Below are 20,818 nucleotides of genomic sequence, written 5' to 3'. Positions count from 1 at the left end.
TCTTATTTCACAACAGATCCATTCGGCAGTGATTGATCGACCGATGCCAGTACAAGCCGTCCGTTGTTATCCTCGCCGCACAAAATCATGCCTTCGGACATTTGCCCGCGCAATTTGGCCGGTTTCAGATTGGTCAGGCAGATGACTTTGCGCCCGATTAAGTCATCGGGGCTGTAATGATCAGCGATACCTGATACAACCTGACGCTGATCCGTTCCGACATCAATCTGCAATGTCAGCAGTTTATCCGTCTTTTCGACTGGTTCGGCTTGAAGAATTTCGGCCACACGCATATCCAATTTCATAAAATCGTCAATGGCAACGTCGTCCTTCTGTTCCGGAACGGCTTCGTCTGGCGATTCTTCCTGTTGTTGAGGTTTCTGCATCATTGCTTTGATGGCTTGAACTTCTTTGTCATTATCAAGGCGAGGGAAAATCGGATTCCCTTTTTGCACGGTTTTGCCTCCCAGCACACCGTCATCACGAATGCTGTCCCACGTTTGCAACGCCTCATCCTGAATACCGAGCTGGCGGAAGATTTCCACTGGCGCTTCGGTTAAAAATGGCTGCAGCATAATGGCGATTTTGCGAAGTGATTCCCCGAGATGGGCCATAACATTGCCGAGACGATCATTATTTGCATTATCTCTGGCAAGTATCCATGGCTCAGTTTCATCAATGTATTTATTCGTGCGACTGATTAGTTCCCAAAGCGATGAAAGAGCCACTGAAAACTGCATGTTGTCCATGGCTTGCTCCACTTTTTGAGCCGTTTCCGTCTGAAATGCCTCCAGCGATGCCTCCACTGTTGTCTCGGCCGATATGTAGTCAGGTATGTTGCCATCGAAGTATTTGCTGATCATGGCAATCGTTCGGTTCAGCAAGTTGCCGAGGTCGTTGGCAAGATCATAGTTAATACGTTCCACAAACCCTTCCGGAGTGAAAACGCCATCGGAACCAAACGGAACTTCACGCAGCAAGTAATAACGCACTGCATCCAGGCCGTATACATCAATCAACTTAGAAGGATCGACAATATTCCCTTTTGATTTCGACATTTTTCCGTCTTTCATGAGAATCCAGCCGTGTGAAAACACCTTTTTCGGCAATGGCAGATCGAGTGCCATAAGCATAATCGGCCAATAAATGGTGTGAAAACGGACAATTTCTTTACTCATTAAATGAACATCAGCAGGCCAATACTTCTGGTACCGTTCGTCATCATCCGTACCGTATCCGAGAGCTGTAATGTAGTTTGTCAATGCATCGATCCATACATAAATAACATGCTTCGGATCACCCGGTACTTTGATACCCCAATCAAAGGTTGTCCGCGAAACAGCCAAATCTCCAAGTCCCGGTTTTATGAAGTTATTCAGCATTTCATTTTTCCGTGCTTCCGGCTGAATAAACGACGGATTTTCCTCGTAAAAGGCCAAAAGCCTGTCCACATACTTGCTCATCTTGAAGAAGTACGACTGTTCTTTCACCTTCTCTACCGGATCACCGCAGTCCGGACAAGCGCCGTCATCAAGTTGTCGTTCGGTAAAAAACGATTCACATGACGTGCAATACCAGCCTTCATATTCATCAAGATAAATATCACCCTGCTGTACTAGCTTATCAAAAAGTTGCTCAACGATTTTCTTATGCCGGTCTTCGGTCGTCCGGATAAAGTCGTTGTTCGTTATCTTTAGTTTTTTCCATAAATCCTGGATACCACTGACAATGTCATCAACATATGCCTGTGGTTCCATTTCTGCTTCTTCCGCTTTACGCTGAATTTTCTGGCCATGCTCATCCGTCCCCGTCAGATAAAAAACATCGTATCCGCGCAGCCGTTTATAACGTGCCATCGCATCACCGGCAACCGTTGAATACGCATGACCTATATGCAGGTTGCCGCTCGGATAATAAATCGGCGTCGTTATATAAAATGTTTTGTTTTCATTAGCCATAGCTTTCCCTCCTTACAACATGGTTCCCATTGTAGCTTCTTTTTAATGCTTTTCCAAATATAGATACATTTACCTTCATACGCGTTATTTTATCAAAAAACACATCGATTGTTTAGTTAAACTAATTTTCACATTTATTTTTTACATTTCGCACCATCTTTGTTGACATTGGGTTGAAAGGTTGGTATTATGTTCCACAAAGCAGATGTCGAAATGTGGTGAAAAATGTTAGATACGATGCTTTGCAATTCGAGCATGGAGGGGAGAATAAACAATGAAGTCAACTGGAATTGTACGGAAGGTCGATGAACTTGGCCGGGTTGTACTGCCGATTGAATTGCGCCGTACATTGAATATAAATGAAAAAGACCCTTTGGAGATATTTATTGATGATGATCAAGTGATACTGAAAAAATATGAGCCAAGCACAACTTGTCAAATTACCGGAGAGACGTCAGATGATAATTTATCATTGGCGAATGGAAAAATTGTCCTTAGTCCGGAAGGGGCAGAAGAGTTGATTTCAGAAATTCGTTCACGGTTAAATGATGATGGGTAAATCAGCAATCCATTTGCTGTTTTCCATAGAATGTTCGAAAAGCGGCTGACGCATTGATTAAACAACGTTAGCCGCTTTTTTTCGTGCGCAGACATGACCATTAGCACAGCCGTTCAGCGTAATATAACATCAGCCATCAATATGAAACGCTTGGTATACGACACGTTTGGCGAGATTCCGATCGACTGCTGTCCGCTTAATGGCTTCCTTGCTTGTCAGCGTATCTGTTTCCATGTAACGGTTCACGTGCTCAACGATGGATAGATCGCTCCACCACACGTTATCTGTTTCGATCACGTCACCAGAATTACCTTCAACCACTAGGCAGCATTCTCCCTTGAGTTCCACCGTTTCAGCCCATTCAATCAATTCTTCTACTGTCCCTCTGGCATACATTTCAAACGTTTTTGTCAATTCACGCGCCACAGTCATCCGGCGATTGCCGAAGTAAGTCAGCAATGTTTTCATGGTATCCTTCACCCTATACGGTGATTCATACAACACCACTGTCGCCTGCATACGCTTCAGCCGATTGAATGCGGCCTTCTTCTCTTTTGTCTTCCGCGGCAAAAATCCGTAAAATAGAAATTCCTCAGCGGGCAGCCCAGAACCAACGAGAGCACATAACGCTGCATTGGCACCAGGCAAAACGATCACCGGATGACCGGAATCTATTGCTGTTTGCACCAATTCCTGACCAGGGTCGGAGACGGATGGCATCCCCGCATCACTGACAACAGCAATGGTATCACCTTTTTCCAGGCGGGCCAGCAGTTCGTACCCGCGGTTCGTTTTATTATGTTCATGGTAACTGACAAGCGGTGTGGATATATCAAAGTGGTGAAGAAGCTTTCTGGTATGTCTCGTGTCCTCTGCGGCAATCACATCTGCTGTTTCGAGTGTTTTCAGCGCCCGTATGGTCATATCATCCAGATTGCCAATCGGGGTGGGAACAACATAAATCGTGCCACCTGTTTCTCCATCAAAACTCTTCTGAAGTTGCATACTGCATCACTTCTTTCAACTTCTCCCTGATCAGTTTCACTTTTTCCTTACGGGAAAGCTGCTTCACTTGATATTCCCTCTGAAGTGCTTCCTCTTTCGTTGCCAACTTTTCCACAAACACAACTTGAAATGGTCCGCGTCCCCGAGTATACTTAGCGCCCTTGCCGTCTTCATGCATGGTCACTCTGTTTTCCAAATCATTGGTGTAACCTGTATAAAATGTATCATCACCACATTTTAAAATATAAACAATATGTTCATTATTTTCCATATATTATTCCCTCAGCTTCCTTCGTATACGTGTTATCTGCATGATAAATATATAATGGAGGCAACATCGTCAGCCCCGCATTGCCGTCTCTAGTTCCTTCCACCAGCAGCATATTCGCTTCACGGCCGTACTTTGGATAGATAAACCGGACACGTTTCGGTTCAATCCGGTATTGACGAAACGAGACAATAATATCCACCAGCCGGTCGGGCCGGTGAACCATGGCGACCTTTCCTCCCGGGCGCACATGCAGCTTACAAGCTTTTACGACATCATCAAGTGTACAGTATACTTCATGCTTTGCAACCGTCATATGAACATTCTCATTATGTTCAGTGACAGCAGGGGTCGGAAAATACGGTGGATTGCATGTAACTACATCAAATGCTGAGTGGCCCAATTCCGTTTTCATTTCCTTCAGATCCCCGTGAATCATGGTCAGCCGGTCCCCAAGCTGATTTAATGCTACACTCCGCTTGGCCATATCCGCCAGTCGTGACTGAATTTCAACACCCACGATGGAGGCATTGGTACGCCGTGACAGCAGCAATGGAATGACACCGTTGCCTGTACATAAATCAAGAATATGGCCTTTTTTAATCGGTACATACGCAAAATGTGCCAGCAGAACGGCATCCAATGAAAAAGAAAATACATGGGAACTTTGTATAATATGCATATCTTTCTCCGACAACAAGTAATCCAGTCGTTCATCATCATTGATTGTCTTCATGCGTCACATCCATTCAAGGTCATGTCATTGTCATGATACAAAAACTGTCTCTTATCGATGGGGAGACAGCTTGTTGCGTGGTTGCAAATGTTTGCTTTCTCAAGCGTTTAAAACAAATGATATCAATCGTCATCATTTGGCTTTATTCAGAAATTCAAGACAGAACAGACAATCTTCTTCGCGTCTTGGTGTGCCAAAGTGAACATTGCATATGTGAAACCCTTCTTCATACAATCGGGCCAGATTGTCATAGCCTTCCCCCGGAATATCTTTGGTTTCCGATGGCTGTTTGGTATCGTCCGGTGGATCTCCCATTTGTTCCAGACGACTGCGCAAATAGTGATTCTCCATTTCCAACCGGTGTTTCTCCTCCAGCAAATCGCTCAATTTGCCTTTCAGATCACCCAGTTGTTCATACAGTTGACCGATTTGTGTTTCCATATCAGAAACCTGATCAAAAATTTCCCTCTTGAACACGCTTACTCACCCCACTACTCTGTGGCTTGCGCTGCAATAATGCCTTCATCAATCATTTCATCCAGTGTATACTCAATCACGCGTTCGTTTTCTGGTATTTCAATCTGAATGACCCGTTCCAAAATGTTCAACCCGACCACCTTACCTGCTCCGTATGGTGTCGTAATCGATTCGCCCATATCCGGTAATTCACGTTTGGCCGTTTCATAATCTTCGTTTTCATATTTCAAGCAACACATCAGACGGCCGCACAGTCCTGAAATTTTCGCCGGATTCAGCGACAGATTTTGGTCTTTTGCCATTTTTATAGAAACCGGTTCAAAATCCCCTAAAAACGTGGAGCAGCAAAGCAATCGACCGCATGGGCCAACACCGCCCAGTTTTTTAGCCTCATCACGAACACCAATCTGCCGAAGTTCGATACGTGTTTTAAATTCAGCAGCCAAATCCTTTACGAGATTGCGGAAATCAACCCGACCATCAGCCGTGAAATAAAAAATAATTTTATGGCGGTCAAACGTGTATTTCGCCTCAACCAGGTTCATATCCAATTCATGTTCTTTCATTTTTTGCGAACATGCTTCTTTAGCTTTATCAGCCATTTCCTGGTTCTCCAAGACAGTGCGTTTATCCTCTTCCGTGGCTACACGAATGACCTTCTTAAGAGGTAGAATCACATCTTCCTCATCAACCTGTCTATTCGTGATGACAACTTTGCCGAATTCAATTCCGTGAGCCGTCTCAACAACAACGTAGCTATCAGTTTCGATTTGCTCGCTGCCCGGGTCAAAATAATATATTTTACCCACTTTTTCAAAACGGACACCAATTACTTCAATCACTGTCTATCACTCCTGTATGTGAACGGCGAGCTGCTCCATCACAAGTGTCGGATTGACATTCTGCTTGAGTTTGCGTTTGGCATCAAGCAATCGATTCAATATATCCAGTAATTTTTCCTGTGAAAAGAACATCACCAAGTTTTCCAGTTTTTTATCATCATTGGAAAAAACAATCAAATCATCTCTTCCGGCATGGACGTACACCACATCTTTGAATGCTAGTATCAACAAATCCAAACCCAGTTCCTGCTGAGTGCGCTCTTTGAAATGCGGCAACCACTCATGGTGCAGAAATAGAAACAAATCGTCCTTTTCATTCATGATTATTTCTATTAATTGTACCATTCGTCTTCGCGCCTGCGCAAACCAGTCATCCTCACTCATCGACATGGCTTCATCCAAATTGTTTGTGATAGCACTTAATAACACGGCGGTTTGCCGGTTAATGCCATGCTCGACCAATTGGTTTTGAAAAGCCTCCGGATGAAGTGGTTTCAAATCGATCATCTGACATCGTGAGCGAATCGTAGAAAGGACTGCTTGGCTATTTTCAGTCAGCAATACGGCCGTTGTCTGTCTGCCCGGTTCCTCTAAAAACTTCAGGATCCGGTTGGCAGCGTTTTGTGTCAAAGTCTCCGCGCTTTCAATAACGTAAAACTTCCGGTCCGACTCCAAACCAGAATAAGTAAATTCCTTTTGCAAGTGTTGTATCTGCTCTTTCCGAATTGATTGACCGTCCGGCTTCATCCAATGGACATCCGGATGATTTCCTGATGCAATTCGTGTACACGCACGGCACTCCTGACATGGTTCAATACCATTTAGTTCCTGACAAAAGACCGATTTGGCAAGCAACAGGGCGATAGCACCTTTTCCGGTTCCTCGTTCTCCCTGAAGCAAATAGGCGTGGGAAATGCGGTCTTTTGCAATACTATTCGTCATCATCTTGCTTGCCAGCGGCTGCACAGCAGATACTTGTGACCATGTTTCCATTCTCTCATTCCCTCATTTTCAAACGGCCTGTATCAATGAACCAACAGCGATCCGTATGGTTAAAATTGCATAAAATCCTCGACCGGCAAGATAAATACGGTGGCACCGCCAACCTCAACTTTAACCGGTTTAGGGATATAGGAATCCGCATTGCCGCCCATTGGTGAAATAGGCGCCACCATTTGTTCACGCTTGGAACAATTATCACGGAGAATGTCTAATGCGTTATCGACATACTGATCTTCACAGCCAATCATCAATGTTGTATTTCCTTCCTTCAAAAATCCTCCAGTTGTTGCCAATTTCGTTATTTTAAAATCGCCCTCACCCAACACATCGACAAGTCGGTTGGTATCTTTATCCTGAACCACCGCGATCACTAATTTCACTGTTCTTCCTCCTCTATTTTGGTTTGTAAACCTGTCAGCAACTGCTGCATAACATCAGCCTGAACCACCTCATATGGCTGATCGGCATTAATAACCCTGAAACGGTCTGGTGATTGTGATACGAGCACATGATACGCTTCGTAAACCTGTTCATGAAACCATCTATTCTCGAGGTCCAATCGATTTTTTTCTCTGTTTTCATTCGATGCAATACGCGCCAGTCCTTTGGCCGGCTCAATATCAAAAAACAAGGTTCTATCCGGAAAGGCATGTTGAATGGCAAACTCGTTAATTCGATAAACATCATCCATACCAATTCCTCGCGCATAGCCTTGATAGGCGAGACTGCTGTCAATGAACCGGTCACAGAGAACAACCTTTCCTTCCTGAAGGGCAGGGAAAATCTTTTCCACCAAATGCTGTCTTCGCGCAGCTGCATAAAGCAGAGCTTCCGTCCGTGCATCCATGGTTGTGTGGTCGTTACTAAGAATCAGCTGACGTATTTTTTCAGATAGGTCAATACCGCCCGGTTCACGGGTTGTAAGCACATCATATCCCTGATTGGACAGCTGGACAGCTGCTGCGTTAAGAATGGATGATTTGCCGGCACCTTCACCACCTTCAAATGTTACAAAATATCCGTTCACATGTGTTAGCTCCTTTATTGAAAAACGTTGATCGTTCCGGCAACATCCCGATGTTGGAACGAAACACCTTGACGCCGCAGCTGTTCCACCAGCTGAAGATGCCTGTCCCGAATCCGCTCCCCCTTCAAAATAAGGGGAATACCCGGCGGATATGGGATGACCGGCTCAGCCGCTGTATAGCCCGCTGATTGCTGAAAAGAAATCGGCCGACTGCAACGCTCATGCATTTCCTGATAATCCAGATGAAGTTCGGTCAACTTTTCTGAAAATAAGTCGTCCATATTTATTATAGCATTATTCTCTGTAAATTTTAATTGTGTGCCTATGCGTGTGATAGCATTCTTCAAATGAACCATTCCCGTGAAAGGCGTCAGTCCATGAACCATTAAAACGTGATTATGATTGGACAGCTCTGGATAAATAGCTTCTTGTTCCAGGGCACGGGCAAGGACATTACCTGTGATTCCGGCTTTTGTCTGTATGGTTATTTTTAACGGATCATCCGATTCCAAGATACTCCACGCCCAGCTATCTTCCAGTATTGCCTTCATTTGTGCGGCACTGTCCGTAATAGTCGTGACGTCGCGATTGGTCAACGACGCCAAATAAAAACGGGCCAGATCCAATGTTGCCATAATCGGATACGACGGGCTACTCGACTGAAGCATTTGCAAATAATGGCTGATGCGATTCGTCGCCAGCCGCTGTGAACGAATGTGCAAATAGGACCCCATCGTCAGCGCCGGTGCCATTTTGTGCGCCGACTGAACCACGCCATCCGCACCGAGATCCAATGCGGATGCAGGAAATGCCCTGCCTAGTGAAAAATGAACACCATGGGCCTCATCAACAAGTACTGGTATATGATATGCATGAGCAAGGTCAATCATTTCTTTCAGTTCAAATGTCCCACCAAAATAATCAGGGTAGGTCAAAGCAATTGCTTTAGCATCTGGGTGCTGTCTCAGTGCCTGCTGTATGGTATGAATAGACGGTGCTGTATAACGATCTTTGGCCTCATCCCATTCAGGTGCTGCGAACACCGGTCTGGCCCCACTCAATTCCAGTCCATTAATAATGGATTTATGACTGTTTCGTTGTACAATGATCGTATCCCCGGGCTGGCATACAGCCATAATCATGGCCAGATTTCCTGCTGTGCTGCCACCGACAAGAAAAAACGTTTCATCAGCGCCAAAAAAAGCGGCTGCCAGCTTTTGTGCATGCCCAATGACGTCTTTTGGTGCGTGCAAATCATCAAGACCGGTCAATTCCGTCATATCCAACGGCAGGACAGCATCAAAAAAAACTCGCCCTCGCCCTGGAAATATATTGCCATTTTTATGGCCGGGAACATGAAACGACATTGGGTCCCTCTCGGCCATTTGCTGCAATGCATCATACAATGGGGTTTGCATTTGGTCCATTGTCATATATACTTCACCTTTTTCATGGTTTCCTAGTCTATTTCATTAAAAAAGGTCTCTGCATTAAATAGACAAGAGACCTCAAATCATTTCTAGGAATATAATGTTGGTTGATTCACATTTTTTAATTTCTGTAGATAGTAACGATATTTTTCTTCTCTTGGTTCTGTCTGGACCATGTTTGTTTCACATTCACGGCAAATAAACATTTTGTATAAATGGATGCCGCGTTCTTTCTCTTCTTCACAAATACCGCATCGTTCGGTCATGATTTTTTGTTCCATGTCCCCACCTCCGTTAGTTTAGTATCTCCTAATCTAACGAATCGTATACATGATAATCTTGTAAATGTAGATTTTTCATAGCTTTTGTAATATAGATGGTTGCTTTTGCCTATATACAACAGTATATGCGAGGAGGGCTTTTTTCTTTACCGATATTTGGGCAATACGCTTCAAACATGACCGTCACGGTATAATGAACAAATGAATAGCGCCGAGTGATGCCACGCCAAACAACCCCAAAAACCCGGAAACAGCTGCTGTAAAGAGGTTGATGGGGATATGCAACCCAATAGCTCCTCCAAAAACATTAACGAAGAAAAGAAACAAAATGCCAATCCCCATTTTCACGGTACCGTTGGCAATGAAGCGTACCGGCTTCACGGGGGCACCTGCAAACAATAAGACAATAATCAGAGCAACCATAATCGATATAACTAGCGTCGAACTCAATTTCGAACACCCCTTTTCCTTGTCCCTTTCTACTTATATATGAAAAGATGTACGAAAAAAGAACGACTTATCTATCGAGTGTAACGAATGATGCCAATATGACGCCGTTTAGCCTCACGCAGCAAAAATAAGTAGTTTTCCCTAGCGAGATTCTGTCTGAAAAAAACATCTTCTGTCGGTTCAATACTTTTATCAACGATCGCTTGAATCTGTTTCCATTCGTGCTCCAAGGCTATGATCGCATCCAGCAATTGTTGATCTGTTTCCTTGTTTTTTCTTGTTTTTCTCATACCATCACCTGATCATGCATGTTCATAGGTCTTTCCGGCCTTCAAGAGCCTTGGATAATGTCACTTCATCCGCGTATTCCAAGTCACCTCCGACCGGCAGTCCATGTGCTATTCGACTCGTTTTAATACCTGATGGTTTAACAAGACGGGAGATGTACATCGCTGTTGCTTCGCCTTCAATGTTCGGATTCGTCGCCAGAATCAGTTCATCGACACCCTCATCTTTAAGTCTGTTAATCAAGTCCGAGACATTAATATCTTCCGGGCCAATGCCATCCATGGGGGAGATGGCGCCGTGCAGAACATGATACTTTCCGTTGTATTCCTTCATTTTTTCCATAGCGATGACATCTTTCGGATCTTGCACAACACAGATAATGGAACCATCTCTTGACGTATCCTGACAAATCGCACAAGGATCCTGGTCAGTGATATGTCCACATCTAGCGCAATGCGTCAGTTCCCGTTTGGCATTGACTAGTGATTTGGCAAAGTCCATCACATCATCGTCGTTCATATTTAACACAAAAAATGCCAGCCGGACGGCAGTTTTCGGGCCAATCCCTGGCAATTTTGTAAAACTGTCAATCAATTTGGAAATCGGTTCTGGATAATACATTCCGATGCCTCCTCGAACAACGGCGCAAGGGTTCTCTCAGTAACAGATGGACCGGATTAAAACATTCCCGGTATATTCATGCCTTTGGTAAATTCACCCATCGTGTCATTCGTTTTATCTTCAATTTGTTTTAAAACATCATTGGTTGCCGTGAGAATCAAATCCTGCAACATATCCAAATCGTCCGGGTCAACCACTTCTTCAGAAATCTGCACGTCCGTTATTTCCTTTTTGCCGTTTGCGGTAACGGTGACCATTCCACCGCCACTGGACGCTTCAAAGGTCATTTCATGCAATTCTTCCTGGGCCTTCTCCATTTTTTTCTGCATCTTCTGCATTTGTTTCATCATGTTATTCATATTACCTTTCATCGAAAACGCCTCCTTAAAATAATCAGTTACTAGTCACGAATTTCCAACAAATCATCGCCAACGAGCTTTCTAGCTTCCTCCACCAGCGGATCATCCTTCTGGTTATCTTCTTCGGCCGGCGATGGGTCTTCCTGTTTGCTTATATATTCATTACGCAATTCCTGCCATTTATGCGCAGGAATCGGTATAATCGTCCAGTCTTTCCCTGTGACATGTTTTAAAACCGATTCAACCGTCTCCTGGTTATCGAGGAATAAGGAACAATGAATGTCATACTTAAATTGAACTATGAGCGCCTCTTGGGATGCAGCCGCTGGTTTGCTGTCCTGAATCGTAGCGTGAGCCGGAGCACTGACGGATTTTAGCCTGGAAAGAAACGATGCCCATTCGGACTGCACGTCTTGCAAAAGCGGCCGTTCTGCCGCATCCAGTACACGTCGGATTTTTTCATAAGGAACATCGTAGCTGTTTTTGGATGATTTGGGTTTCGGACGCCTTGGCTCATTGGATGGGGACGGCTGTTTGGCAGCGGGAGGTGCTTCTTTCAGTGCATTCAGCTCTTGTTCCAGATGCTGAATCTTTGTCGCCAATTCAATGACTTTATCCGAATTCTGTTCATGTTGCGGTACGTGCTGCTCCTCCTTACCGGCAATCGTCAGCAGGGCAATTTCAATAAATACTTTCGGATTAGTCGTCCACTTTATCTCCTGTTGACACTGATTCAGATGAGCAATCGCTTCCTGAATCCAACTACTGGAAATATCACTAGCCAGCTGTTGGAACGCATCATCAACCATGGCCCGCTCCAAAATGCCTTCCAATGACGGGGCACTTTTATAAAGCAGCAAGTCACGCAAAAAATAGATAAGATCGTAGACAAAGCGGGCCGGATCTTTGCCATTTTGAATCAGCTCATCCAATAATGACAGAGACTGCTGCACATTCCGCTGCTCCAACGCCTGCACAATATCTGTCAAAATTCCCTGTGCCACACCACCGGTCACGGCCAGAACATCCTCCATATCGACGCGGTCATCACAGTAGGAGATAGCCTGATCAAGAATGCTCAGCGCATCCCGCATGCCGCCCTCTGCTGCTAACGCAATGGCTTCCAATGCTTCAGACGATACAGCTATATTTTCTGCGTTGATAATTGTTTGCATACGTTCAACGATGGATCGGTTTGTAACTGGCTTAAAGTCAAAACGCTGGCACCGTGACGCGACCGTCAGTGGAATTTTATGCGGTTCGGTTGTAGCCAAAATAAACACGACATGATTCGGTGGTTCTTCTAACGTTTTTAACAGTGCATTGAACGCACTGGTGGAGATCATATGCACTTCATCAATAATATACACTTTATAAGGAACGCTGCTTGAGGCGTATTTCACTTTATCACGTATCTCACGTATATCCTCAACGCTCGTATTCGAGGCAGCATCCATTTCAATAACATCGGAAATGGAACCATCCTGAATACCAAGGCAAGCATTGCATTCATTGCATGGCTCTAGAACAGGGGCTTGCTCACAATTGATCGTTTTTGCAAAAATTTTCGCCGCACTGGTCTTCCCTGTTCCCCGCGGTCCGGAGAATATATAGGCATGAGAGAATGTCTCCTGGGCCACTGCATTCTGTAATGTTTTCGTAATATGAGTTTGTCCAACAACATCCTGAAACTGTCTTGGACGCCATACACGGTATAATGCCTGATAGCTCATAATGCATGCTTCCTCTTTATATAGTGTGATTCCATTATACTCGATAACTGGGGGGATGTGAACCTTTTCAATCGATACCAACCAATAAACGAAAAAACTGCACCAGCCGCAAAACAAGCGCTGATGCAGTTTGTTGAACCTATGTAACCGTGCACCCATTGTTGATCGGACATCCCTAAGCGTTACCCAAGTTCATGGCTCGGCTCAGGCTTCCCCGCGGCACACAAGAATAACCAATTACTGCTGCTTCCTTCCGGATCTGACAGGGTTCATGGGTTCCTGTTGCGCAGGACCTGGGCGTCAACACCAATCCCTTGAGGCAGACCCTAAAGACGCCTGACCTCGAATGGGAATTCGGCCTTGCTATAGCGGCTTGCAAGTACAGGGCACCGCTACCTCCCCGCTTAGCACGGTAATGGTTATTATACGTACTATCGGGGTAAAATGCAATGAAAATCATTGGATGGATGTATTTTACAGTTTCCGGTCGTTACTTGTTTTTTTCTGACTCCGCAAGTTCCGGAAAAAATCCGTTAAAAGAAGGCTGCATTCCGTCTCCAGAACACCGCTGACAACCGCTGCCCGATGATTGAATTGCTCCTCATCAAGCAGATTCATTAACGTACCGGCACAGCCTGCTTTCGGATCGGGGGCGCCGTATACAACCCGTTTGATTCGTGATTGAACAATCGCACCGGCACACATGGGACATGGTTCAAGCGTTACGTACAATGTACAATCTTCCAATCGCCAGCTTCCGATGACTTGATTAGCCTTTCGAATGGCGATCAGTTCTGCATGCGATAAGGTTGTCCGGGACGTTTCCCGGATATTATATCCTGCAGCGATCACCTGTCCCTCGCGAACAATAACCGCTCCGATCGGGACTTCATTGATGGCTTTTGCCTTGTTGGCCTGTTTGATTGCTTCATGCATAAACGTGGCATCATTCATAAACACCCAACACCTCACTGACCATCAGTATAACTTATTCCGCCGGCAAATGACATATGTGACAGAGGTATATCTAGGTGTAGTCAAACATAATGTGGAACTAGGATATAAACGAAGGAGGGAATATTCGTGCAAATTCACGTCGTACAGCCAGGCGATACCTTATATGCCATATCCCATTTATATGGTACATCCATCAATGAACTCATTGAAGCCAACGAATTGGATGAACCGGGCAGCCTTGTTGTCGGGCAAACGTTGGTCGTACCAATTATCGGGCAATGGTATGTTGTCCAGGCTGGTGATAGTCTGAATTCGATTGCCCATACATTTGGCATGACTCAACAGGAATTAGCGGTGGTAAACCGTCTACCTGTCAATCAAAAGCTGCCCATTGGTTACAGATTGTATATTCCGGAACAGGCCAAACGTGCAATCGCCACTTTCGCTTATGTAGAACCTTACGGGGATCGCGTTTCCGATACATTGGTAAATGCAACAACCAAAACATCACCATATTTGACGTATATCGCCCCGTCCAGTTACAACGTCAGCCGCGACGGAACACTTACCCCGCCGCCACTAGATAACTTTCATCAGATCGCTGCCGAAAACAATACAGCCATGGTACTTGTCGTGACGAACCTGGAAGAGGGTGAATTCAGCAGAGAGCTCGGACACATCATCGTCACCGTCCAAGCCGTGCAAAATACACTGCTTGATAATATGATCAATACCGCTGCCGAACAAGGTTACCGTGGGGTCCATTTTGACTTTGAATTTTTGCCGCCGGAAGACCGGGAAGCTTACAATCAGTTTCTGCGTAAAGCTAAACAACGCCTGTCCGAAAAAGGTCTTTTTCTATCGACCGCACTCGCTCCGAAAACCAGTGCCCAGCAGGAGGGCGGCTGGTATGAAGCACATGATTATGCCGTCCACGGGGAAATTGCTGACTTTGTCGTGCTCATGACATATGAATGGGGATACAGTTACGGCCCACCGTTAGCGGTATCACCAATAAATGAAGTTCGTAAAGTTGTCAACTTTGCATTGAGTGTCATGCCTGCTGATAAAATAATGTTGGGTCAAAATCTGTATGGTTATGACTGGACATTGCCTTACGAGGAAGGCGGTGAACCTGCTGAAGCAATCAGTCCGCAAAAGGCCGTAAACCGTGCACGCATTCATAATGTGGCCATCCAGTACGATAACGACGCACAGGCGCCATTTTACACGTATTACGATAAACAAAACACAAAGCATGAAGTGTGGTTTGAGGATGCACGCTCCATCCAGGCCAAATTAGAACTGATAATGGAACTTGGGCTGCAGGGGATTGCTTACTGGAAGCTCGGACTGGCTTTCCCGCAAAATTGGCTGTTGCTGCAGGATCGTTTTCAAATAAAAAAATGGCCATAAGCAACAATCCCCCTCAAACACATGCATGCTCGAGGGGGAGTATTTTTATCAGCTGTTTAACAATTGCAATGCCTCCTGATTAAAGGCAGGGATATCGTCGGGCTGCCGGCTCGTCACGAGCTGATTGCAGCAAACGACCACATCTTCGTCCTTCACATTGGCACCAGCATAGGCCATATCGGTCTGAATAGATGTAAACCCGGTTGCTGTCCGACCTTCCAGCTTTTTCGCTGTAATTAAGAGCTGGGGTCCGTGGCAGATAGCAAACACCGGCTTGTCCGCATCCATAAACTGACCCGCAAACCGCACAAAACGTTCATCAGCACGTAGCATATCCGGTGAAAATCCGCCGGGAATAAACAATGCGTCAAAATCGTCTGGATTCACTTGGTCAATCGCCTCATCTATGGTAACGGATGTTTCTTTATTTTTGCCTGTTACGTGTTTTCCTTTTTCTTTCTCAATGGTCACAATCTCATGACCCGCATCCGTGAATGCCTTTGCCGGTTCCGTGTATTCCACATCTTCAAACATGTCCGTTATGACAGTTGCTATTTTTTTGTTCATGACCTTCACTCCTTCCGGCTAAATGAAATTTATGACCAATAATCATCAAGATGATCACACATCTCGTATTATAAAACCTAGCAGGACAGATATACAATCAAACAGCTTATCCATCCCCATTGAGACAAAAAAGAGCCGCCACCAAATGATGACAGCTCTTATATCCCCAAATTACGTTTCCAATGTGGATGTATCGCCAGTCGGCAATCCAAGCTCTTGTGATCTAAGCAAACGGCGCATAATCTTTCCGCTGCGCGTCTTCGGAATACCCTCTTTCACTTCCAACTCACGTGGAGCCGCATGGGCACTCAATCCAGTTTTGATAAATTGACGGATTTCTTCAAGCAATTCCTCCGACTCCTGATACCCTTCATTTAAAGTGATAAATGCTTTGACAATTTCCCCGCGTTCTGGATCCGGCTTGCCAATAACACCGGCTTCCGCAACAGCAGAATGTTCAATCAATTTGCTTTCCACTTCAAATGGACCAACGCGTTCACCGGATGTATTGATCACATCATCCAAGCGTCCCTGGAACCAGAAGTAGCCATCCTCGTCTTGATAAGCACTATCACCGGAAACATACCATCCATTAATAAAGTAACTTTCAAATTTTTCCGGACGTTGCCAAATGGTGCGCATCATAGCCGGCCACGGTGCTTTGATTGCAAGATTTCCCATTTGGTAGGGCGGAACTTCATTGCCCTCATTATCAACAATGGACGCCTCGATTCCCGGTATTGGTTTGCCCATCGAACCCGGACGGATTTCCAGCGATGGAAGGTTCACAATCAATTGTGCACCCGTTTCGGTCATCCACCATGTGTCATGAATACGCAGATTGAATGCTTGCATGCCCCATGTGATCACTTCTGGATTCAGTGGTTCACCAACACTCAACACATGACGCAAGGATGATAAGTCATGCCGTTTCACTGGATCCTCACCAGCACTGACCAATTTTCGCAATGCCGTTGGCGCTGTATACCAGACCGATACATTGTATTGTTCAATCGTGCCATACCAAGCATCCGGACTGAATCTGCCCCCGCGGACCACGTTAGTGACACCGTGCAGCCATGGCGCAAAAATGCCGTAACTGGTTCCGGTTACCCAGCCCGGGTCGGCCGTACACCAGTAAACATCGTCTTCCCGCAAGTCAAGCACCCATTCAGCCGTTTGGTAATGCTGAATCATGGCATGATGAACATGGTAGACGCCTTTTGGTTTTCCGGTTGAACCGGACGTATAATGAATCAGCATACCATCTTCCAAATCGACCCATTCCATAGCAAATTCAGAAGAGGCTTCCTTCATTTCCGAGGCATAGTCGATATACTTATCAGACGTCTCATTGTTTTCGCCGACAAGGACGATTTTTTCAAGATCAGGCAAATCCTCCTGTGGTACCCGATCCAACAAGTCAGGGGTTGTTACCAGCATGCTTGCCTGACTATCCTGCAAACGATCCCGGACTGCTTGTTCCATAAATGCTTCAAACAACGGGCCGGCAATCGCACCGGTTTTCATAATGCCGAAAAACACCGCATAAAATTCTGGACTTCGCGGAAGAAAAAGAAAGATACGATCGCCTTTTTCAACATGATGCTTCTTAAGTACATTGGCAAACTGATTGCTTTGTTGACGCAGCTCTTCAAACGTCACTGCTTCCTCCCGCTCCGGTGATGAATATAACAAGGCCGTTTTATCTTTTTTAGCGGGATTTTCAGCATGGCGATCAATTGCTTCATAAGCCATATTCACTTTGCCTGTTTCATGCCAGGTGAAGTTTTTTTTGACCTCCTCCCAGGAAAACGTCTCGCGCATCTTTTCATAGTTTTGTAAATTAAAATGCCCGTTCTGCGCGGGTATACGTTGCATATCCATGTTTATCATCCCTTCCTTGTTTTGCAATCGGTTACAATAATCCGTATTATATACTTATAGAATCACTGAACCAACTATGCAACCAGATGAAATTAATTAAATCATATTGTGACTGTTTTCTATTTTAAAACGTTTTGTGACATTTTTAAAGTATTTTGATTTAAAATACACCGGAGAAGTACGCATACAGATGCAACCCCTTGCCATGTTATCATTTGAAAGGTGAAACGAATTTGCATATAAAAAGCACAGAATTGAATCTGTGCTATCATCGTTATTAACTTCTATTTTTTTACAATTGCCTACAATTGAATGATGAAAATAAAAAAGTGGATATGAATCACTTATTTATTGGCACGAACGCTACCTGATTATTCAAGTCCATTTACTTTTCAACCATAGACAGCAACACTTTTTCCATTTTTTCTTTTGACAATGCTTCTGCAAACATTACGATTTTGTAATCTTTTTCTGGTACAGCAACCCTCATACCACCCCTGAAACTAGCACTCTCATCTTTAGGGGAAACTACATCAAACTGAAGCCCATTTGAAGAATACGTTTCGGATTTTTTATAAGGGCCATCCCCAAGCATCTCCTCCATAATATCTTTTTGATTTATATTCACCTGTTGTGTCCAAAACAGATACTCTCCATTGCTATAATTTAATGAAACAACTGGTTCCTCATCTACATTTTCGATAGAGTAATTTTCGCCAATTTGATTATAACTCTCAGGTATATATGTTGGCTTTGTGATGGTGAAACTAAATTTTGCTTGCTGTTGCACTTCCTTTAGTGCAAATTTATCTGTGTAAGATTGCTGTAAATCTCCAATTTGGTTTAGTCTCGCTGCCTCGTTCTCATTAGGTTCTCTATTTTCTTCTTTTATTCTACTCCATATTTCGGTTCGTTCTTTTATTAGTTCACTATAATCGTTGAATTCTTCTTCCGTTAAATTTTCCTTTGCTAGTTCTAAGTGTCGGTCGAAATCATCAATTTCTTCTTGACTCTCATCAGGATAAGCTTGCATTAAATTTTCTTCCGACCCAAATATTTGATTTATTAATGATTCGGCAGCATCTGCGATGTAAGAACCGCCAAAAGTGACACCCGAACCAATAATCACTACTGAAGCAACTGAACTAAGTATCCACTTAGGAACTCTTCTCTTTTTCTTTCCTTTTGATTCTGCTTGCCTTACACCTGATTCAATTCTCTGATGAAGTTTTTCCTTAGGAACTTTTATATTTTGCATATCTTCTTTTAAGTTCTTACCTTTCACAAACATCATCCTCCTTCATGTCCTCTCGCATTTTTTGTAAAGAACGGTATAATACAGACTTTGCTGTACTCGTAGGAACCCTCAATATGTCAGCAATTTCTTTAAAAGTATAACCATAATAATATTTTAAAAGGACAATACTTTTCTCTTGCTCATTTAAATTTTCAATGACTCCCCTTAGAGTTATGGATAGAGTAATGTTTCCATCATCTTCGCCCAAATTATCGGTATATTCCGGCTTTAAATGTGTGATGTTTTTTTTCTTTCTTACCAGATCAATCGCGGAGTTAATTGTAATTTTGATTAACCATGTTTTAAAATACTGCGGATTCCTTAAATTGTTAACTTTGCTGTAGGATTGGAAGACGGTTTCTTGAACGATATCGAGTGCATCAGCTTCATTTTTTGTATAGACATACGCTGTTCGATAGATATCATTCTCGTATTCCTTCATAAGTTTCATGAATGCATCCTTATTACCACTTTGGGCTTTTTTTACTAACCTTTTCATAAAATACTTACTTCACCCCCCTTTCTTTTACACACGTATTAGACGGTTGAATATCATCATTAGTCTAAAATTTATCGAAGTTTTTTTATTCAATTTAATATGCTGTGTACATTCTTAAGCAACCAGGACGTTTTGTTTAGAAATCCGAAACTTATAATGAGATTAATACGTCCTATTCTATAAACAATTAAGGAGGAGTTTAATCAATTAAGAAAATCTTTCTTTTTGTCATTACCTTGCTAATAAGTGTTTTATTAATTGGATGCGGTTCCAGTAATCCAATTAATAACGATGATAACACTCAGGCAAAGGGAGACTGGCCTGTATATGATTTTGAAGAAATAATAGACGAGGTAGACTTAATCGCTTTTACTACTGTTGAAAATACCCAAAGTAAGGAAATAATTAATTTAATACGTTTTATACTTTAGGAAGGAGAGGAATCAATGAAAAAGTCTTTTGCTTTTATTGTTACTTTACTTGTATGTATTTTGTTAGCAGGATGTGGTATAAGCGAGCAAAATAATTCTGATACAGCTAATTCGAGTCAAGAAGTAGCAGGTTATATAGTCGAAATAGATGGTGACGACGTTTTACTTTTAAAAGATGCTTCGTTAGAGGAATTTCAAAAAGTCGAGGATAAGTTTGCTTCAGATGACCCTTCTTCCAATTTTAAAGGTTCTAATCCAACCTTTGATGGTCCTGATGATGGTAATTTTATGTATATAAACTATAAAGATGTTGATGAGGAAATAAGCGAATATGAAAAAGGTGATAAAATCAAAGCCCAAATAGGTAGAGAGATTAAAGAATCTTATCCTACACAAGCAGACGGAAAAGAAATTTCTTTAAAAGACTAGTCACTTTATAAAACGGGCGCGTTAATCGAACAACTGTATGCGGGAATTGGGCCATTTAACGGCATAAATATTACTGGGGAGGAAGTTCAATGGTTAGAACAAAAACATTAGTATTTTTCTTTTCCATTTTATTATTAATAGCGATTTTAGCCAGTTGCTCAAAAGAAAACCTTGCATTAGATGAGAATGTTTCCAGTATCGAAGTGTACAAATTTGATGAAGATACATTAGGGGTTGCTGAATGATTTATATCTTACCTAAGAATAATAGGGGCTTTCGATCTCGGACCGAAAAAAGGT

Annotated in this window: 25 protein-coding genes and 1 other RNA gene; 4 read left to right on the top strand and 22 right to left on the bottom strand. The window is 43.5% G+C overall.

The window, feature by feature from the left end:
• Positions 1-2 precede the first annotated feature (2 nt).
• Complete coding sequence (gene metG / locus ABDZ72_RS07695; RefSeq protein ID WP_343752203.1) at positions 3-1,958, bottom strand: methionine--tRNA ligase; 1,956 nt, start codon at positions 1,956-1,958, stop codon at positions 3-5.
• Positions 1,959-2,232: 274 nt separating this feature from the next.
• Between metG and abrB the strand changes: the two genes are divergently transcribed.
• The gene (gene abrB / locus ABDZ72_RS07690) at positions 2,233-2,517 is read left to right on the top strand and encodes a transition state genes transcriptional regulator AbrB (protein WP_343752202.1); all 285 of its coding nucleotides are present in this window, start codon (positions 2,233-2,235) and stop codon (positions 2,515-2,517) included.
• 129 nt (positions 2,518-2,646) lie between these two features.
• Here the strand turns inward: abrB and rsmI are convergent, their stop codons facing one another.
• From rsmI to tadA, 17 genes are all read right to left on the bottom strand, one after another.
• Positions 2,647-3,522: a 16S rRNA (cytidine(1402)-2'-O)-methyltransferase gene (gene rsmI / locus ABDZ72_RS07685; RefSeq protein ID WP_343752200.1), complete on the bottom strand. Its 876-nt coding sequence runs from the start codon at positions 3,520-3,522 to the stop codon at positions 2,647-2,649.
• Complete coding sequence (locus tag ABDZ72_RS07680) at positions 3,500-3,793, bottom strand: GIY-YIG nuclease family protein (RefSeq protein WP_343752198.1); 294 nt, start codon at positions 3,791-3,793, stop codon at positions 3,500-3,502. The genes rsmI and ABDZ72_RS07680 overlap by 23 nt, the downstream gene beginning before the upstream one ends.
• Positions 3,783-4,526: a tRNA1(Val) (adenine(37)-N6)-methyltransferase gene (locus ABDZ72_RS07675; protein ID WP_343752196.1), complete on the bottom strand. Its 744-nt coding sequence runs from the start codon at positions 4,524-4,526 to the stop codon at positions 3,783-3,785. Before ABDZ72_RS07675 ends, ABDZ72_RS07680 begins: the two co-directional genes overlap by 11 nt.
• Positions 4,527-4,658: 132 nt before the next feature.
• Positions 4,659-5,003: a DNA replication initiation control protein YabA gene (yabA, locus tag ABDZ72_RS07670; protein ID WP_343752194.1), complete on the bottom strand. Its 345-nt coding sequence runs from the start codon at positions 5,001-5,003 to the stop codon at positions 4,659-4,661.
• 14 nt (positions 5,004-5,017) lie between these two features.
• Complete coding sequence (locus tag ABDZ72_RS07665; RefSeq protein ID WP_343752193.1) at positions 5,018-5,845, bottom strand: PSP1 domain-containing protein; 828 nt, start codon at positions 5,843-5,845, stop codon at positions 5,018-5,020.
• A gap of 6 nt (positions 5,846-5,851) precedes the next feature.
• Complete coding sequence (holB, locus tag ABDZ72_RS07660; protein WP_343752191.1) at positions 5,852-6,838, bottom strand: DNA polymerase III subunit delta'; 987 nt, start codon at positions 6,836-6,838, stop codon at positions 5,852-5,854.
• Between the two features lie 59 nt (positions 6,839-6,897).
• Positions 6,898-7,227, bottom strand: coding sequence for a cyclic-di-AMP receptor (locus tag ABDZ72_RS07655; protein ID WP_343752189.1), 330 nt, complete (start codon positions 7,225-7,227; stop codon positions 6,898-6,900).
• The gene (tmk, locus tag ABDZ72_RS07650; protein WP_343752188.1) at positions 7,224-7,874 is read right to left on the bottom strand and encodes a dTMP kinase; all 651 of its coding nucleotides are present in this window, start codon (positions 7,872-7,874) and stop codon (positions 7,224-7,226) included. Before tmk ends, ABDZ72_RS07655 begins: the two co-directional genes overlap by 4 nt.
• Positions 7,875-7,888: 14 nt before the next feature.
• Positions 7,889-9,307, bottom strand: a complete 1,419-nt coding sequence (locus ABDZ72_RS07645; protein ID WP_343752187.1) for an aminotransferase class I/II-fold pyridoxal phosphate-dependent enzyme — start codon at positions 9,305-9,307, stop codon at positions 7,889-7,891.
• An 86-nt stretch (positions 9,308-9,393) separates the two neighbouring features.
• A complete protein-coding gene (locus ABDZ72_RS07640; RefSeq protein WP_343752185.1) occupies positions 9,394-9,585 on the bottom strand; it encodes a sigma factor G inhibitor Gin in 192 nt (63 codons plus the stop codon).
• 183 nt (positions 9,586-9,768) lie between these two features.
• Positions 9,769-10,035: a pro-sigmaK processing inhibitor BofA family protein gene (locus tag ABDZ72_RS07635; RefSeq protein ID WP_343752184.1), complete on the bottom strand. Its 267-nt coding sequence runs from the start codon at positions 10,033-10,035 to the stop codon at positions 9,769-9,771.
• A gap of 71 nt (positions 10,036-10,106) precedes the next feature.
• Complete coding sequence (locus ABDZ72_RS07630) at positions 10,107-10,325, bottom strand: YaaL family protein (RefSeq protein ID WP_343752183.1); 219 nt, start codon at positions 10,323-10,325, stop codon at positions 10,107-10,109.
• 22 nt (positions 10,326-10,347) lie between these two features.
• Positions 10,348-10,944: a recombination mediator RecR gene (recR, locus tag ABDZ72_RS07625; protein WP_343752182.1), complete on the bottom strand. Its 597-nt coding sequence runs from the start codon at positions 10,942-10,944 to the stop codon at positions 10,348-10,350.
• Between the two features lie 56 nt (positions 10,945-11,000).
• Positions 11,001-11,315, bottom strand: a complete 315-nt coding sequence (locus ABDZ72_RS07620; RefSeq protein ID WP_343752181.1) for a YbaB/EbfC family nucleoid-associated protein — start codon at positions 11,313-11,315, stop codon at positions 11,001-11,003.
• 29 nt (positions 11,316-11,344) lie between these two features.
• A complete protein-coding gene (dnaX, locus tag ABDZ72_RS07615) occupies positions 11,345-13,036 on the bottom strand; it encodes a DNA polymerase III subunit gamma/tau (RefSeq protein WP_343752180.1) in 1,692 nt (563 codons plus the stop codon).
• Positions 13,037-13,183: 147 nt separating this feature from the next.
• Positions 13,184-13,449: signal recognition particle sRNA large type (gene ffs / locus ABDZ72_RS07610), an RNA gene on the bottom strand.
• Between the two features lie 61 nt (positions 13,450-13,510).
• Positions 13,511-13,990 (bottom strand): tRNA adenosine(34) deaminase TadA, encoded by a 480-nt coding sequence (gene tadA, locus ABDZ72_RS07605; RefSeq protein ID WP_343752179.1) that lies wholly within the window; start codon positions 13,988-13,990, stop codon positions 13,511-13,513.
• Between the two features lie 129 nt (positions 13,991-14,119).
• Here tadA and ABDZ72_RS07600 point away from each other — a divergent pair, with 129 nt between their 5' ends.
• A complete protein-coding gene (locus ABDZ72_RS07600; RefSeq protein WP_343752178.1) occupies positions 14,120-15,409 on the top strand; it encodes a LysM peptidoglycan-binding domain-containing protein in 1,290 nt (429 codons plus the stop codon).
• A gap of 48 nt (positions 15,410-15,457) precedes the next feature.
• Here ABDZ72_RS07600 and ABDZ72_RS07595 read toward each other — a convergent pair whose 3' ends face one another.
• From ABDZ72_RS07595 to ABDZ72_RS07580, 4 genes are all read right to left on the bottom strand, one after another.
• Positions 15,458-15,976, bottom strand: a complete 519-nt coding sequence (locus ABDZ72_RS07595) for a type 1 glutamine amidotransferase domain-containing protein (protein ID WP_343752177.1) — start codon at positions 15,974-15,976, stop codon at positions 15,458-15,460.
• Between the two features lie 171 nt (positions 15,977-16,147).
• Positions 16,148-17,863: an acetate--CoA ligase gene (gene acsA, locus ABDZ72_RS07590; RefSeq protein WP_343752176.1), complete on the bottom strand. Its 1,716-nt coding sequence runs from the start codon at positions 17,861-17,863 to the stop codon at positions 16,148-16,150.
• Positions 17,864-18,248: 385 nt separating this feature from the next.
• Positions 18,249-19,148, bottom strand: a complete 900-nt coding sequence (locus ABDZ72_RS07585; RefSeq protein WP_343752175.1) for a hypothetical protein — start codon at positions 19,146-19,148, stop codon at positions 18,249-18,251.
• On the bottom strand, positions 19,138-19,611 hold the full coding sequence (locus ABDZ72_RS07580; protein WP_343752174.1) for a sigma-70 family RNA polymerase sigma factor: 474 nt from the start codon (positions 19,609-19,611) through the stop codon (positions 19,138-19,140). Before ABDZ72_RS07580 ends, ABDZ72_RS07585 begins: the two co-directional genes overlap by 11 nt.
• A 494-nt stretch (positions 19,612-20,105) precedes the next feature.
• On the opposite strand from ABDZ72_RS07580, the gene ABDZ72_RS07575 reads away from it, so the two are divergent.
• Complete coding sequence (locus ABDZ72_RS07575; protein ID WP_343752173.1) at positions 20,106-20,519, top strand: DUF3221 domain-containing protein; 414 nt, start codon at positions 20,106-20,108, stop codon at positions 20,517-20,519.
• A gap of 89 nt (positions 20,520-20,608) precedes the next feature.
• Positions 20,609-20,764, top strand: coding sequence for a hypothetical protein (locus ABDZ72_RS07570; protein ID WP_343752171.1), 156 nt, complete (start codon positions 20,609-20,611; stop codon positions 20,762-20,764).
• The last annotated feature ends 54 nt before the right edge of the window (positions 20,765-20,818 follow it).

The sequence above is a fragment of the Lentibacillus halophilus genome (assembly GCF_039522485.1).
Lineage (GTDB): Bacteria > Bacillota > Bacilli > Bacillales > Amphibacillaceae > Lentibacillus > Lentibacillus halophilus.
This window is presented reverse-complemented; position numbering and strand designations above follow the sequence as displayed.

Coding starts and splice junctions, on each gene's coding strand:
- ABDZ72_RS07580 (WP_343752174.1), bottom strand. CDS start 19,611: ATGAAACTTATGAAGGAATACGAGAATGATATCTATCGAACAGCGTAT.
- ABDZ72_RS07640 (WP_343752185.1), bottom strand. CDS start 9,585: ATGGAACAAAAAATCATGACCGAACGATGCGGTATTTGTGAAGAAGAG.
- rsmI (WP_343752200.1), bottom strand. CDS start 3,522: ATGCAACTTCAGAAGAGTTTTGATGGAGAAACAGGTGGCACGATTTAT.
- ABDZ72_RS07570 (WP_343752171.1), top strand. CDS start 20,609: ATGGTTAGAACAAAAACATTAGTATTTTTCTTTTCCATTTTATTATTA.
- acsA (WP_343752176.1), bottom strand. CDS start 17,863: ATGGATATGCAACGTATACCCGCGCAGAACGGGCATTTTAATTTACAA.
- recR (WP_343752182.1), bottom strand. CDS start 10,944: ATGTATTATCCAGAACCGATTTCCAAATTGATTGACAGTTTTACAAAA.
- ABDZ72_RS07645 (WP_343752187.1), bottom strand. CDS start 9,307: ATGACAATGGACCAAATGCAAACCCCATTGTATGATGCATTGCAGCAA.
- ABDZ72_RS07675 (WP_343752196.1), bottom strand. CDS start 4,526: ATGAAGACAATCAATGATGATGAACGACTGGATTACTTGTTGTCGGAG.
- ABDZ72_RS07620 (WP_343752181.1), bottom strand. CDS start 11,315: ATGAAAGGTAATATGAATAACATGATGAAACAAATGCAGAAGATGCAG.
- abrB (WP_343752202.1), top strand. CDS start 2,233: ATGAAGTCAACTGGAATTGTACGGAAGGTCGATGAACTTGGCCGGGTT.
- tadA (WP_343752179.1), bottom strand. CDS start 13,990: ATGAATGATGCCACGTTTATGCATGAAGCAATCAAACAGGCCAACAAG.
- dnaX (WP_343752180.1), bottom strand. CDS start 13,036: ATGAGCTATCAGGCATTATACCGTGTATGGCGTCCAAGACAGTTTCAG.
- ABDZ72_RS07680 (WP_343752198.1), bottom strand. CDS start 3,793: ATGGAAAATAATGAACATATTGTTTATATTTTAAAATGTGGTGATGAT.
- ABDZ72_RS07575 (WP_343752173.1), top strand. CDS start 20,106: ATGAAAAAGTCTTTTGCTTTTATTGTTACTTTACTTGTATGTATTTTG.
- metG (WP_343752203.1), bottom strand. CDS start 1,958: ATGGCTAATGAAAACAAAACATTTTATATAACGACGCCGATTTATTAT.
- ABDZ72_RS07595 (WP_343752177.1), bottom strand. CDS start 15,976: ATGAACAAAAAAATAGCAACTGTCATAACGGACATGTTTGAAGATGTG.
- holB (WP_343752191.1), bottom strand. CDS start 6,838: ATGGAAACATGGTCACAAGTATCTGCTGTGCAGCCGCTGGCAAGCAAG.
- ABDZ72_RS07630 (WP_343752183.1), bottom strand. CDS start 10,325: ATGAGAAAAACAAGAAAAAACAAGGAAACAGATCAACAATTGCTGGAT.